Source organism: Novosphingobium sp. (assembly GCF_039595395.1).
In the GTDB taxonomy this organism is placed as follows: domain Bacteria; phylum Pseudomonadota; class Alphaproteobacteria; order Sphingomonadales; family Sphingomonadaceae; genus Novosphingobium.
In genome coordinates, this window is the sequence record NZ_JBCNLP010000005.1 from 152,969 (window position 1) to 165,071 (window position 12,103).

The 12,103-nt window shown below is 60.3% G+C and carries 13 protein-coding genes and 3 pseudogenes; 5 read left to right on the forward strand and 11 right to left on the reverse strand.

Features of this window, described 5'->3' with window-relative positions; all coding sequences use genetic code 11:
* Positions 1–105 precede the first annotated feature (105 nt).
* The 4 genes and pseudogenes from ABDW49_RS20110 to mobQ form a co-directional block, all read right to left on the reverse strand.
* Positions 106–366: pseudogene (locus ABDW49_RS20110) on the reverse strand (transposase); the annotation flags it as partial.
* 189 nt (positions 367–555) lie between these two features.
* Positions 556–1,158 (reverse strand): outer membrane beta-barrel protein, encoded by a 603-nt coding sequence (locus tag ABDW49_RS20115; RefSeq protein ID WP_343614658.1) that lies wholly within the window; start codon positions 1,156–1,158, stop codon positions 556–558.
* 412 nt (positions 1,159–1,570) lie between these two features.
* On the reverse strand, positions 1,571–2,236 hold the full coding sequence (locus ABDW49_RS20120) for a hypothetical protein (RefSeq protein ID WP_343614660.1): 666 nt from the start codon (positions 2,234–2,236) through the stop codon (positions 1,571–1,573).
* Between the two features lie 215 nt (positions 2,237–2,451).
* A pseudogene (gene mobQ / locus ABDW49_RS20125) lies at positions 2,452–4,130 on the reverse strand (MobQ family relaxase); the annotation flags it as partial.
* A gap of 172 nt (positions 4,131–4,302) precedes the next feature.
* Here mobQ and ABDW49_RS20130 point away from each other — a divergent pair.
* Entirely contained in the window at positions 4,303–4,647 is a 345-nt protein-coding gene (locus tag ABDW49_RS20130) for a conjugal transfer protein TraD (protein ID WP_343614662.1), read from the forward strand.
* A 16-nt stretch (positions 4,648–4,663) separates the two neighbouring features.
* Positions 4,664–4,882, forward strand: coding sequence for a conjugal transfer protein TraD (locus ABDW49_RS20135; protein WP_343614663.1), 219 nt, complete (start codon positions 4,664–4,666; stop codon positions 4,880–4,882).
* 295 nt (positions 4,883–5,177) lie between these two features.
* Here the strand turns inward: ABDW49_RS20135 and ABDW49_RS20140 are convergent, their stop codons facing one another.
* Complete coding sequence (locus ABDW49_RS20140) at positions 5,178–5,762, reverse strand: hypothetical protein (protein ID WP_343614665.1); 585 nt, start codon at positions 5,760–5,762, stop codon at positions 5,178–5,180.
* 384 nt (positions 5,763–6,146) lie between these two features.
* Here ABDW49_RS20140 and ABDW49_RS20145 point away from each other — a divergent pair, with 384 nt between their 5' ends.
* Complete coding sequence (locus ABDW49_RS20145) at positions 6,147–6,449, forward strand: DUF6429 family protein (protein WP_343614668.1); 303 nt, start codon at positions 6,147–6,149, stop codon at positions 6,447–6,449.
* Positions 6,450–6,513: 64 nt separating this feature from the next.
* Here the strand turns inward: ABDW49_RS20145 and ABDW49_RS20150 are convergent, their stop codons facing one another.
* The 3 genes and pseudogenes from ABDW49_RS20150 to ABDW49_RS20160 all read right to left on the reverse strand — a co-directional run bounded on the left by ABDW49_RS20150 (position 6,514) and on the right by ABDW49_RS20160 (position 8,498).
* Entirely contained in the window at positions 6,514–7,209 is a 696-nt protein-coding gene (locus ABDW49_RS20150) for a sigma factor-like helix-turn-helix DNA-binding protein (RefSeq protein WP_343614670.1), read from the reverse strand.
* A pseudogene (locus ABDW49_RS20155) lies at positions 7,206–7,502 on the reverse strand (zincin-like metallopeptidase domain-containing protein); the annotation flags it as partial. The pseudogene ABDW49_RS20155 and the gene ABDW49_RS20150, both read right to left, overlap by 4 nt.
* Before the next feature lie 24 nt (positions 7,503–7,526).
* The gene (locus ABDW49_RS20160) at positions 7,527–8,498 is read right to left on the reverse strand and encodes an ArdC-like ssDNA-binding domain-containing protein (protein ID WP_343614672.1); all 972 of its coding nucleotides are present in this window, start codon (positions 8,496–8,498) and stop codon (positions 7,527–7,529) included.
* A 622-nt stretch (positions 8,499–9,120) separates the two neighbouring features.
* Here ABDW49_RS20160 and ABDW49_RS20165 point away from each other — a divergent pair.
* Together ABDW49_RS20165 and vsr are read left to right on the forward strand one after the other, a co-directional pair.
* Positions 9,121–9,234 (forward strand): hypothetical protein, encoded by a 114-nt coding sequence (locus tag ABDW49_RS20165; RefSeq protein WP_343614714.1) that lies wholly within the window; start codon positions 9,121–9,123, stop codon positions 9,232–9,234.
* Between the two features lie 178 nt (positions 9,235–9,412).
* Positions 9,413–9,730: a DNA mismatch endonuclease Vsr gene (vsr, locus tag ABDW49_RS20170; protein WP_343614674.1), complete on the forward strand. Its 318-nt coding sequence runs from the start codon at positions 9,413–9,415 to the stop codon at positions 9,728–9,730.
* A 21-nt stretch (positions 9,731–9,751) separates the two neighbouring features.
* On the opposite strand, the gene ABDW49_RS20175 is transcribed toward vsr, so the two are convergent.
* Genes ABDW49_RS20175 through ABDW49_RS20185 form a run of 3 tightly spaced genes read right to left on the reverse strand, consistent with a single transcriptional unit; the run spans position 9,752 to position 12,090 of the window.
* A complete protein-coding gene (locus tag ABDW49_RS20175; protein ID WP_343614676.1) occupies positions 9,752–10,321 on the reverse strand; it encodes an HAD family hydrolase in 570 nt (189 codons plus the stop codon).
* Positions 10,318–11,301 carry an ADP-glyceromanno-heptose 6-epimerase gene (gene rfaD, locus ABDW49_RS20180; RefSeq protein ID WP_343614678.1) on the reverse strand — a complete coding sequence of 328 codons (984 nt, stop codon included), beginning with the start codon at positions 11,299–11,301 and terminating at the stop codon, positions 10,318–10,320. The genes ABDW49_RS20175 and rfaD overlap by 4 nt, the downstream gene beginning before the upstream one ends.
* 27 nt (positions 11,302–11,328) lie before the next feature.
* Entirely contained in the window at positions 11,329–12,090 is a 762-nt protein-coding gene (locus tag ABDW49_RS20185) for a methyltransferase domain-containing protein (protein WP_343614680.1), read from the reverse strand.
* Positions 12,091–12,103 lie beyond the last annotated feature (13 nt).

Consider the following 12,103-nt stretch of genomic DNA (forward strand, 5'->3'; position numbering starts at 1 on the left):
CCTCGACCTCGCGAATCCTGTCATGCATGAGAAGACATGAACTATCTCCCGATGGTCCAAGTTTTCGCTCGCATCCCCCCGTCCACACCCTAGAGCATTTTTCGATCAGTTAGGATCGTAACCGCATGAACTGAAGTAGTTAGCGCATTCGGTGGGCTGGAAGACATCGACGAGTTTGCCGATGAGGCCCCGTAAACCGCTGACGGTTCGCTCGCCTGCTTTCCGGAGCCTGGCTTTGAGGCGGGAGAATGCCTTCTCGATCGGGTTGAAGTCAGGACTGTAGGGCGGGAGGAAGCGGAGCGTCGCTCCTGCCGCTTCGATCCGATCCCGGACCGCCGGGCGCTTATGGCTCGACAGATTGTCCATGAATCATAAAGTGCCGCCGGAGGGAAACCCTCACGATTCATAGCAGTTGAAAAACGCTCTAGATAAAGTCTAACGGATAGCCCAGCGATAATACTCACCCAAGCTATCCGTCAATTCAACCTTTTCCATCCGCGGTCAATTCGTCCCGGCATATGTTGTACATCCGACACCGCTCCGCAGTTCGAATCATCAAAAGCGCAAGCCAACTCCATTTACGATCTGATTGCGCGATACTTGTTCCGAATAGCGAGTATAGCGATATTCTCCTAAAACATAAACAGGACCGATTAAAGAATACTGCAAGCCAATGCCCGCACGAATTCCGCCATTATCGCGCGCGTAATCGGGGTCAAGTGTCACCTTGCCACCTTGCCCCGGATGTAAGCCGATGTTGCTCGAGAAACGGGCGTTTGCATAACCGACTTTCGCATAGAGGTGTAGGCTCGGCATGGCGTGCAAGGTGATACGCGCACCTGCATAAATATCCCGGCCAATCTGGAATTGGCGTTCAGTAGAGGTCCTGCCCTGACCTGCGGTGGTACCACTCAACGCCGCATCAATGCCAAATGAAACGCGTGGCGTCACCGACACATCATAACCAATATTACCACCATAGGCGACCCCATGGATTTTCTGATCCGATAGAACATTTGTCGGCGCGTTTGCGCTCTGCCCAATCTGGTCCCAACCGAGTTGCGCTTCGACGCGGGTTTCTCCCTTGGCAAGGGCAGCTTCAGGGGTGGACGTAAGCAATGCCACCATCATCCCCACGGAACAAAGCTTAAATTGCATAATAGCTCCCTCTTCTATGCAGATTTTTGATATCTTAACCACTGCACACACAGAGGATTACGTTCAATCAATTGCCAAAATAATTCAACATAAATTGTTTCATATTTATTTTTATTCCAAATCCTGCGCCAACAACCGAAATAGCTTTTCTCGTCCCTGCCCCATCCGACCTGAACCCGTTTGTCAGAACTGCAAATTTCAGCGATGAAAATCACAAAGCTGACCGCAAAGTTGTGAGGTGCCCCCACGGCAGTCCCTCGATCATAGCGTGAGTCAGGGGCGGAGATATGAAGCCTCGGGCGCCTGCACAAGCGCGTCGTTCATGATGGTTTCGTCTTGCACAAAGGCTCTACGCGCTAATACAGGCGCGCAGTCGGCAGGCGTGCATCCTTCCTTAATCAGGTCTTTTCTTCTAGTATGTTGCGCTGCTTGGGACCCGCCCGACGGTGGCATCAATGATCTGCCCGCCCATGGCCAGATAGCCACACTCCTTAAGCACTGCATCGGACGGGCGAAGTGCTGCTCGATGGCCCTGGCCTTGACCAGGCGCTCGCGGAACAAACATGCTGACGCAAAATTCTGCGATATCCAGGGCCTCATTGATCTTCGTGAGCCAGTCGGTCAGATCGGCGCCCGCCATCTCGTAGGCGTCCGCCGCTGTCAGCGGCCGAGGCGTCACGAGAGCTGATCCGGCCAACTGGTAGAAAGCAATGCCATCACGGGCGATATCGACCCAGAAATACTCGCCGCGTGTCAGGCCAGAATTCACCTCATCGAGCGCGTGGACGGTGAGGTTCACCGGGCGCGCGATCGCTGTATCGCGCTGGATCTTGTCCTCTGAGACGTACCAATATTCCGCGATGTCGGTGAGATCCTTGTGCCCCACGACGATGAGAATGTCTAAGGCAGACTGATAGCCGTTCGCTGGCTCATCGATCCAGTCATAGCGAGCATAGGCCGCCGAACAGGATGATCTGTGCCGCATGCTGGAGTTTACGCGTCGCCATCCGGTGAAAGCCGCAGGCATGTGACGCTTTTGTCCGGTCTTTAAGATTGCAGGCACTTCAAAACGCTCCATTGTAAGGCCATGCCGAAATACGTTCCCCTTGAGATAGGTACCCCGGTTCAGGCCAGTGCGAGCGATCTAATCGCCTTCAAACGACAATTTTATTTGGAGTAGATATAGTTTAGGTAGCTGATTTTAATGTCTATTTTTGAGCAATGCGGTCGTGTGAAGTATGTGTCAAATATGACGGTTGTGGACGCCCTCAGACAATCTGGGACAAAGACGGGTAGCCGCCCGCCTGCCGCCTCGTTGAGCGCGTGAGCCTCCGCATTGGTGTGGGTGAGAATGATCCAGCTCGCCTCCGGACTCGCCTGCCGCTGGGCATCCCAGCGGTCGATCAGATCAACGCGCGCCGCCTCGCGGGTTTCCATCGCATGGACATGGCCCTTCTCCGCATAGGCCTCGATCGCACCATCCACCTTCCCCGTCGCCAGATCCCTCGTTGCCTGCCGCTGCCAGTCCTCGCGCTGGCGCCAAACCTCGGTGATCTCGACGCCGCCATGCCGCTCGTGGATGGCGCGGAAGGCCGCGCCCGCCTCGATGGCCTGAAGCTGCTGCTGATCGCCGACCATCACCAGCACATCGCGGGAAGTGAGCAGATCATAGCCCTGCTTCCAGCCATGCTCCATGCTGGCAAACGTGCGCAAAGCGATGCCCGATCCGCTTTCCAGATTTTCCGCCGCGATGCCGGAAAGCGCGGCGCCCCGCACAGTGTAGCCGGCCTCCTTCCAAGCCTCGCTGGCGACGCCCAGCATCGCGCTATTGCCCGCCCCCGCCGTGCCAATCACCACCCCCAGATCGCGGGCACACGTCACATGGGTCAGCGCATCGGCCTGCTCGCCCGACAGCACCAGACTGCGCTCGCTGGCGGCGCGGCTCAGGGCGCCATCCCTTGCAGCATCGCTGACGCGGTGATGCTCACGCTGGGCCATCAGTTCCACCGCGCGGCGCAGCCGCTCCTCGGTCTCGATCATCTCCTTGGTCGTGAAGCGCTCCTGCCCCGATGAGTCATGGCCCAGCTCGACCAGTTCGGGCGAGCCCTTCACCGCCGCTATTACCGCATTGAACTGCTCCCGCCCTTCGCTGTGACGATGAACGAAATGGGCGAGATCGCGATTGGTGAAGGTGGCCTGCTGGTGGGTAATGGGGTCGAGCGCCAGCTCTGGATGGACGATTAGCTTCTCGCCATTCTCCCGCTCGATGCGCAGATAATCCTCGGCCCGGTCGCTGTCCAGTCCTTGCTCCTGCATGCACTGCCCGGCAGCGCCGATCTTGTGCTGGGGAAGGTCGATGCCCTGGGCCTCATAACTGCGGTGATCCACGCTGGCATCGATATCGAGTTCGGCCAGACGCTGGTTCACATGATCGGCCCAAGCTTCGCGCCAATGCGTCCGAAGCTCTGTCCGATTCCAGTCGCGCACCTTGGCGCCGAAGCTCATGTCGCCGTTCTCGTCGGCGCGTGCTTCCCACATCGTCAGCATCACAAGGGCATGGGGTTTGGCGAAGCCATCCCCCCCCCCCCCCGATCCCAATGGACATTGAGATCGGCGATCATGCCCCGGTCCACAAACTCGACCTGCACAGAGTCACGGGCCAGGGCGATGCCCTGCTCCTGGGTCATCTCCCTTGGAATAGCGAATTCCACTTCGCGGGAGAGGTGGGCATCCTTGCGCAGTTCGGCGGCCTCGACAGCATTCCAGAGCTTTTCCCTGTCCTGCCATTCCTCTTTCGCGCCCTCGGGCAGAAGCACTTCGCTGTGGACCACGTCGCGCTTGTTGGAAAAGTCGTGGGTCCGGCCCAGGCGCTCATCGTGCAGACGGCCCGCGGAGCGGTAGGCGGCGGCGGCCACGGCGGAGGAGCCGCCGCAGCGCGAGATGACCTTGGCCGAGAAGTGGTAGATCGCCATAGCGGCATACCATCTACACCCTGAAGCGCACGTCGGCACGACGTATAAGCGCGCCCTCCAACCCTTTGCGGATTTTCGGGATCACACGGTCTCAGGGGATTTCAGCAACTTGGCAGAGAGACGCGCGAGGGATAGCTGGTCTGTCCGTTCCCCTCAAGGAAGGACCGACTCGATGCGTAAGCCCCGCGATTTCGATGCTGACCTCAAAGCCCTGGAAGCCCGCGCCAACCAGCTCAAGTCCCGCAAGCAACAGCAGCTTGGCGAGCTGGTGATCGCGACCGGGGCTGACGCACTGCCGATCGAGGAACTGGCGGGCGTACTGCTCGCCGCTGCATCCACCGGCACCGCGCCCAACGCCAGCGACCGTCAAACACGGGAGGGCTGGCGCAAGGCGGGCGCTGCTTTCTTTCAGCGCGGGGCGAAGGCCTCAGCATCTGGCGCTGATCGCGGTGACGGCGGCGCACCGCCGCTCACGGCAGGCGCTCAACCGGCTCAAGGCTCAGGCGGCGCGGCATGACACGCGAGAATGGCAGGTGAAGCGCCGCGAACGCACGCGTCATCTGATCGAGCTGGGCGGCCTCATCATCAAGGCCGGACTGGTCGAGCTGACCGATGATGACCGCGCCGTCCTGCTCGGCATCATGGTGGAAGCCGCAGCCAAACTGCACGGCGAGGAACGCGAGCAGGCGCTGACGCTTTGGCGGCGGCGCGGGCAACGAGCCTTCGCGGCGGATCGGGATGGCGAGCTGTAGCGGCGCCGATCTCGCGGTAAGGAAGGGTCGCCTCGCTCATGGTCAACCGGCCCGTCTGCCTCGCTCCATCGACGAAGCATTCGGGCGCACAAGTCTCGGCCGTGCTACCCCGTGCCGGAGGATTCGGGACGGCAGCTTCCCCGCCCCGGCCCACATCTCCAGCCACCACGCCGCATAGCGACTCCGACATCCAAGGCTGGCTCGCCAATCCATCGGGATGGACCGTCAGCGAAGTCAGACCGGCACGCTCACTTGGCCCACGAGGGCGAAGCCTTTCGAGCGTGCCGGTTTTCCTTCAGGCAAGGTCATCGTTGATCAGCTCATACCCCGTTACAAGGCGCACCTGGGCCAGCAAGTCGCGAAGCAGACCACGCACATCCTCGACCGTAAAACCGGGGTCCTTGGGCATGCCATAATGATGGATGCTCTGCCCGTTCCATCGCCAGTAAGGGGTCAGGACGGCGGCAAGGCGTGCCATGTCCGGGCAGCGATGATTCAGGCCCGTGGCATTGGCATAGGCCAGTGAATTGGCCACCCGATGTCCAATGCGCTGGGCACACCAGCGGTCGGGGAAGCCCACTTTGAGAAGGTGCGCCGAAAGCCCGAGCTGGGCCGTGATCCCGGCCTTGTAATAGACGTCGCTCATGTCGGTTTCGAGCGGGAAGTCTCGGCGCGGGAAGAACGCCTCGGCGTTCTCGTAGCGGCCCTCGCCTTCCTCGTTGCTTTCAGGCGTCGGGACCAGGGCCACGGGCGGATCGTTCAAACTGTCGAAGAGCTCGGCCAGCGAGGCATTCTTTGTCGCGATACCCAGATGAAGTCGATTGATGCCCTTGAGCCCCGTCCTGCGGCTCGAGATCCTGGGTTCGGGCGTGGAAGTCATCTTATCCATACACACCTTCCGTTCCGCATCACAGCGGGTTGGCGGAAGCGAGGGACTGATGCGGTATAAAGATCCCGAAACTCCCGCGCGCTGGGCGCGGGAGGAACCGGGGCTGGTAAGATGACAAGAGACACCCGCCGCCGTCTTTACCCTTGCGGGCTGGACATGCACGACGGCACCCCGGAAATCATGGATTCCGAGTTGCTTCTCTTGTCGGGATTACCAGTCCCGGCGCAGCCTTTTGCGCAACGCCCGAGCAGCATAGCATCGCGCAAGTTGTTCGCCAAGCGACCGTGAAAATTGGGATAAATTTGACGTCACCACTGCTCCCGTGTGCTAGAATTCCGGGCCGATTGGTCATCCACAACATGCATGGAGGTATCCATGAACAGACCGGAGATCGACCCGGACCTGATCGATGAAGCGGTGCTCGCGCTGCTCTATTTGACGCTACATCGTGAGAACGGCCCCGCCCCGGTCTGGCGCGCGTGGAAATCCTTCGACTGGGACGCATTGAGCAGACTTCACGACAAGGAACTGATCCTCGATCCGGTCGGCAAGGCCAAGTCCGTCATGATGACCGAGGAGGGGCAACGGCGCAGCGAAGAGGCCTTCCATCGCCTCTTCGCGCGAAGGGCGCCCCAAGCCAAAACGGCGAGCGAGAGCGGGCAGAAAAAAGCCCCCTGAGGCAAGCTCAGGGGGCTTTCGCATTCTTGGAAAATATGGGGGGTGGAGGTCGGCTTCGGCGCCGTCACGGATAGGTGATCCAGCGGCGCCACCAGTGCCGACGCGGATCACGAAGGTTGCAGTCCAGATTGTAGAGCGCCCTTCCGAAAAGCTTCATGACCTTCTCATCGGACCTCCCGATCTTCTCGCCGATCTCAGCATAGGACATATCGTCCACGCTCACGGCGAGGAACACGTCCCGCTCCAGGCCGGACAAACGTGCCAGCGCGCCATGCACGCGGGCGACGGTCTCGGGATCTGGCGGCGGCCCTGCGTGCCGCCGCTTGTTGAATCTGAAGCCGGCCCTCGCCCGTTCGTAAGCGCGCTTTGACCGCGCACTCATGGCCAGACTGGTCCTGACCTGTTCCAGATAGTCAGCGGGCATGGCCGCGATATGCTCGCGCCACAGTTCCATGCCGGATTGCGAGTGATGCAAATGCTCGAAAGCCTTGGCGAACTGACGCCTTACCTGTTTGCGGGACAGGCCGGTCTGCTCACAAATCTCCGCCACGGAAAGGTCATGGAACTGCCGGGCAATGAAGATGTCGCGGGCCAATTTCGGCATCGCCGCGAAGATCGCATCCATCGCTTCGATGCCGGGCTCGGCGCCATCCGGTGCTCTGTCGGCGCCTTCGCTCGCAGCAGGTGTAACGTGATCTTGGGGTGCTCCATCGCCAGTGTGGAACGGACCGGGCTCTTCGCCCCTATCCGCCCCGCTCATGCCACCTCTCCCGCATCAATTGCAGCATCGGCGCCGGGCCGAAACGCCAGCAGATAATCAGCCGCCTTGCTCGCCTGACTGGCCGCCCGGAAGATCGCCCGGTTGTCGCCCTTGAGCACCTCCAGCCAGCAGGCGATATAGTCCGCATGCCGCACCGTTGGCACGATACCCAAGGCCGCGCAGGTGAAGGCGCTGCACAGCTCCGCGACCAGCTCCTCCCGTCCATATGAGGCAGTGCCAAAGCCCCCAGTCTGATCGCGATCCAACCGGGAGGGATGGCCCGTCCAGTGGCCATTATGCCGATATCGGCATAAGTGTCATAATGCCGTATCTTGGATTATGCCGAATGGGACGCGAAAAAGCGCCGAATTCGGCGGGTTTTCCTCACGCGCATTCGGCATAATCCTGCAACTTTTGCCGGTTCGACCCATCGAGCCAATGCGATGCCATGTGTTTACCGCACGCGGGAAATGGCCAGATTTGAGCACTTTAAAATTTGCGTATTCTGGTTGTGCTTGGCAGGGCCAAAAATTGATGTGGGATGGGCGCGCCTGCCCGAACATTATGCCGCACGGCGAACTGCGAAAACATGGAGAGCCGGCCAATTGGAGGCTTTCGCGCGGCATAATCCCGGATGCGGCATTATGGCCAAGCTCATGCAGCACGGTGCGGTAGTAATTGATGGGCTCGATGAAAGCGGCCTGCAACGGCACCTCGATCCGATCAGCGCGCGGTCGGTAGCATGCATTCGGCGATCCGACGGCAATGTTCGCCCCGCTTGCCGCGATCAGCGCTTCGGCCTCCGGGATGGTCACCAGATCGACGCGCTGTTCGCGGTCCTCCGGCTCATAGAGATGATCCGGCAACCCGTCACATTGCGCGACGTTGAAGACCGTGAAGCGCTTCAGGAAAGCAACCTTGCGCACCTCATCACCGCCCCCCGATGATGCGTCCGTATCCGCGCCCACGCCGCCATCGCCGCCCCGCGCATCCTTGGGCGTAAAGCGATCCGCATAGCAGACCGTCACGCCGCGCTCGCCCTTGCGGACATGGCCGCCCAGCGCCTCGGCCTGCTTGAACGTCAGCCAACGCTGCGCGGTGTACTCGCCATCGAACAGGGCCTGCCACAGGATCAGAATGTTGATCCCGCTGTAGGGCCTCCCGCTGCCCGCGTTTCTCGGGAAGCCCGCCAGCACAAAGGAATTATCCCAAGGCTGCACCCAAGGGAGCCGCCCCTCTTCCAGCTCCGCGACGATGCGCGCCGTCACCGTGGAATAGAGGTCCTCCATGGGCCGAGGCCGCGAAGCCTCCGCATGGGATTGGCCCGAACGTTCCGATTGCCTGCGCGAGGTATGATTGAAAGCCATGATCCTTCACTCCTGCCTAAACCGCCGCAAACCGGCGCCGGTCTGGCGGGTGGGCGGCAGGAGCGGACCAACAGGCACGTCGATGAAGGCGCGGCGCACCCTTGGGCCGCAACGAAGTGGAGGACCCCGGCTCCGCCGGGGTTGTGGCGCGCCGCGACGGGACTACGGGGCAGCTCCGCCCACCCGCCAGACTGGGGCCGGAGGCCCACGCCAGCGCGCATCGCGCGCTGTCCGCCAGGACGGGCAAGGCCCGGCCCCGCGCCAGGGGCGCGGCCCTTCTCCCTTCCGCGTCAGCGATCGCAGCGGCTTGGCCGACGAGACGCCTCGGGCGACTCGGGTGGAGCGCAGCGGAACCAGAGCGCGGTTCGGCGCCCCGAACAGGGTGAGCGACAATAGCGACATGACAGCTCACGAGGGAATGCCGCCCTGACACCACCGCCCGATCGCCTGATGCGCCTCAAGGAGGTTCTGGAACTGACCAGCCGGCGCCGCGCGCCCCCTCTACCGCAAAATTCAGGATGGCACCTTTCCCCGGCAGGTCCGCATCTCAGAGCGGGGTTCCGCATGGCGCGAATCCGCCATTCGGGCCTGGCTCGAAAATCCCACACTTTGGTCAGCCAGCGAGGCCCGATCGAGCAAGACCTCAGGCGCTTGCTAGCCCCAAACCCCGATTGCCCGAAACATCGTGCGCCGCACGGCCGGATGGTGGCTGCCCCGATCAGTTAACCGTCAAGGACACCAAGCTGAACATGACGACCGCGCGGCCTTTCCACCCATCCGTTTTCACTTGGAGAGCACGCCTTCATGAGATCGGGCCAGGATCCTATATCGAGCCCATGGCCGATACGCTTACCACCAATGCGCGCAGCGAGCGCATGGTCCGGATCCGTGGACGGGACACCAAGCCCGAAATGCTTGTCCGCCGCATGCTTCACGCGATGGGCTACCGCTATCGGCGGCAAGCCAGGGATCTGCCCGGCTGGCCCGACATCGTGATGCGCAAGCGCCGCAAGGCCATTTTCGTGCATGGCTGCTTCTGGCACCGCCATCGCGCCCCCGAGTGCCGGCTGGCGCGCCTGCTCGAAAGTCGGCTCGATTTCTGGCTCCCGAAGCTGGAAGGCAAACGCGTTCTTGGCCCTGGGGCGGAAGAGTAAGGCGGGCCGGCCAAACCGGCCTCATGCGTCGTGCATTTGGTCGAGCCAGTCAGCCATGATGCGCTTTGCTTCAGGCAGGTCCGCGGCATTGTAGCAGCCCGCCATGGTGCGCAGGCCAATGAGGATGCGGCAGCCCACACCTGCAGCCTGAGCTGCCTGCATGTCGCTGGAATTGTCTCCGATCATGGCCGAGACGCTCAGATCCAGATCGAAATCTTCCGCAGCCTGTAGCAGCATCCCCGGCGCCGGCTTGCGCCACGGGTGGTCGGCGCGCCATTGCCCTTGCCCTGCCGTGGGGTGATAAGGGCAATGATAGACACGATCGATCGGCGCGCCTGCCTCGGCAAAGCGGTCCATCATCCAGCCCGTCAAAGAGGCGAAATCGGCTTCGGAATACAATCCTCGGCCGATCCCGCTCTGATTGGTAACGACCATGACGGCCATACCCCTTTGGCGGGCTTCGCGAACCAGTTCAAACACACCGGGCATGAAGGCGAAATCCTCCATGCGATGGACGTAACCGCGATCCTCATTGATGACGCCGTCGCGATCAAGTAACAGCGCCGCTCGCTTGCCATTCTGGCGGGTCATACGTAGCGGTCGGCCTGTTGCAGCATCTCCACGTAGCGGGCTACCCCTTGTTCCACATCGAGAAAGGGCCGATCATAGCCCGCCGCCCGCAGATTGGTCAGCGATGCCTCGGTAAAATACTGATATCTATCGCGAATTTCTTCCGGCATGGGCACGTATTTGATGTTGGGCTCCTGCCCACAGGCCCGGAACAGGGCGCCGATCAATTCGGCAAAGGATTGAGCGCGGCCCGTGCCCACGTTGAAAATGCCAACCTTGGGCGCCTGTTCCTCATCCATGAACCAGCGCATCACATTCACCACATCTTCAACATGGATGAAATCGCGAAGCTGGCCCCCATCGCTGTAGCCTTCGCGGTGGCTCTTGAACATGTCGACAACCTGCCCGTTTCTGGCCTTTTCAAAATTTTTGGCGACCACGGACATCATACCTTCCTTATGATATTCGTTGGGCCCATAAACGTTGAAGAATTTCATGCCGATGCATTTGGGAGGCAGGAGTTTGCCTTGCTCCGCCCGCTCCGCAACAATGCGGTCGATGGTGTGCTTGCTCCAGCCATACAGGTTCAGCGGGCGCAGCTTGCCAAGAGCCTCTGTGGAAAAATCGTCCACAAATCCGTTTTCGCCGTCACCATAGGTGGCTGCGGAGGAGGCGTAAATCAACGGCACCTGATGCTGTGTGCACCAGTCGACAAGATCAAGGGTTGCGCGAAAGTTGGTCCGCAAGATCTCGTCACCGTCCCGGGCCGTGGTGGCCGAATTGGCGCCCATGTGGAAGACGGCGGACACCTTCACCTGCTCCAGTTTGGTCATCAGCTGTTCGGGTGGAACAAAATCCTGAAAGGCGGCCTTGCGCAGGTTCTGCCATCGCTGGTCGCTCAGCAGCCAGTCACAAAGCAGAAGATCGGTATGCCCGGCCTTGTTGAGGGCATGGACGAGATAGGAGCCGATAAAGCCAGCAGCGCCGGTTACGAGAATCATGATATGAATTTATCCCACGAGTTGGAATCAGGATTTGGTTTCTTTCAAGGCCTGTATCTCTTCGTCGCGCCGGCGCACTTCTTCTTCCAGATAGAAACTGCGCTGACGCGCCTCGATCAATTGATAATGGATCCTCTGGTACAATTTGGGTGCGGCCGCTAAGTCGTGGTCGAAAGATTGGGTCGCAATGTCGGCTGCAATCGCGGAATAATCGCCCAGCGGCCGCCTCACCAGCTGTTCGTACATATCGGCGGGATTGACGCAAGGCTCCGTACGCTTGACGGCACTGACATTGAGCGACATGGCGCAATGGTCGCCATCGTAACGGGGAACCCATCCGTTGGATGCGTCGCCAAATGGAGAATTCCACCAGTTAAAGTCGGAATAGCCAAGAGACTCCAGGATATCGACAATCATTCCAGCGGTAAAACCGTAGCGATGTTGCTCGAAGCGGTTTTCTCGCCCACCAACGCCATAAATCAGCCCCATGACATGAAACACGCTGTCGCCCGAAAGGACCATGCGCATCAACGATGACATATCAGGAATTGAAATACGCAGCTTGCCGCCGATTTTCAGAACTCTGGTGAACTCTGCGATGGCCTTGAAACTGTCGGGCCAGTCGATGTGCTCAAGGACATGGCCTGCCACAACTTCATCTGCGGAGTTGCTCTCGATTTGCGGCATGTTGGTAACGTCTGCAACAATATCAGGTGAATGCGTGTCATCGATATCCACGGTCTTGAAGCCGTCCGGCTTATATTTCTGGGCGCCAACATATAGCTTCATGACTTTTATCCTG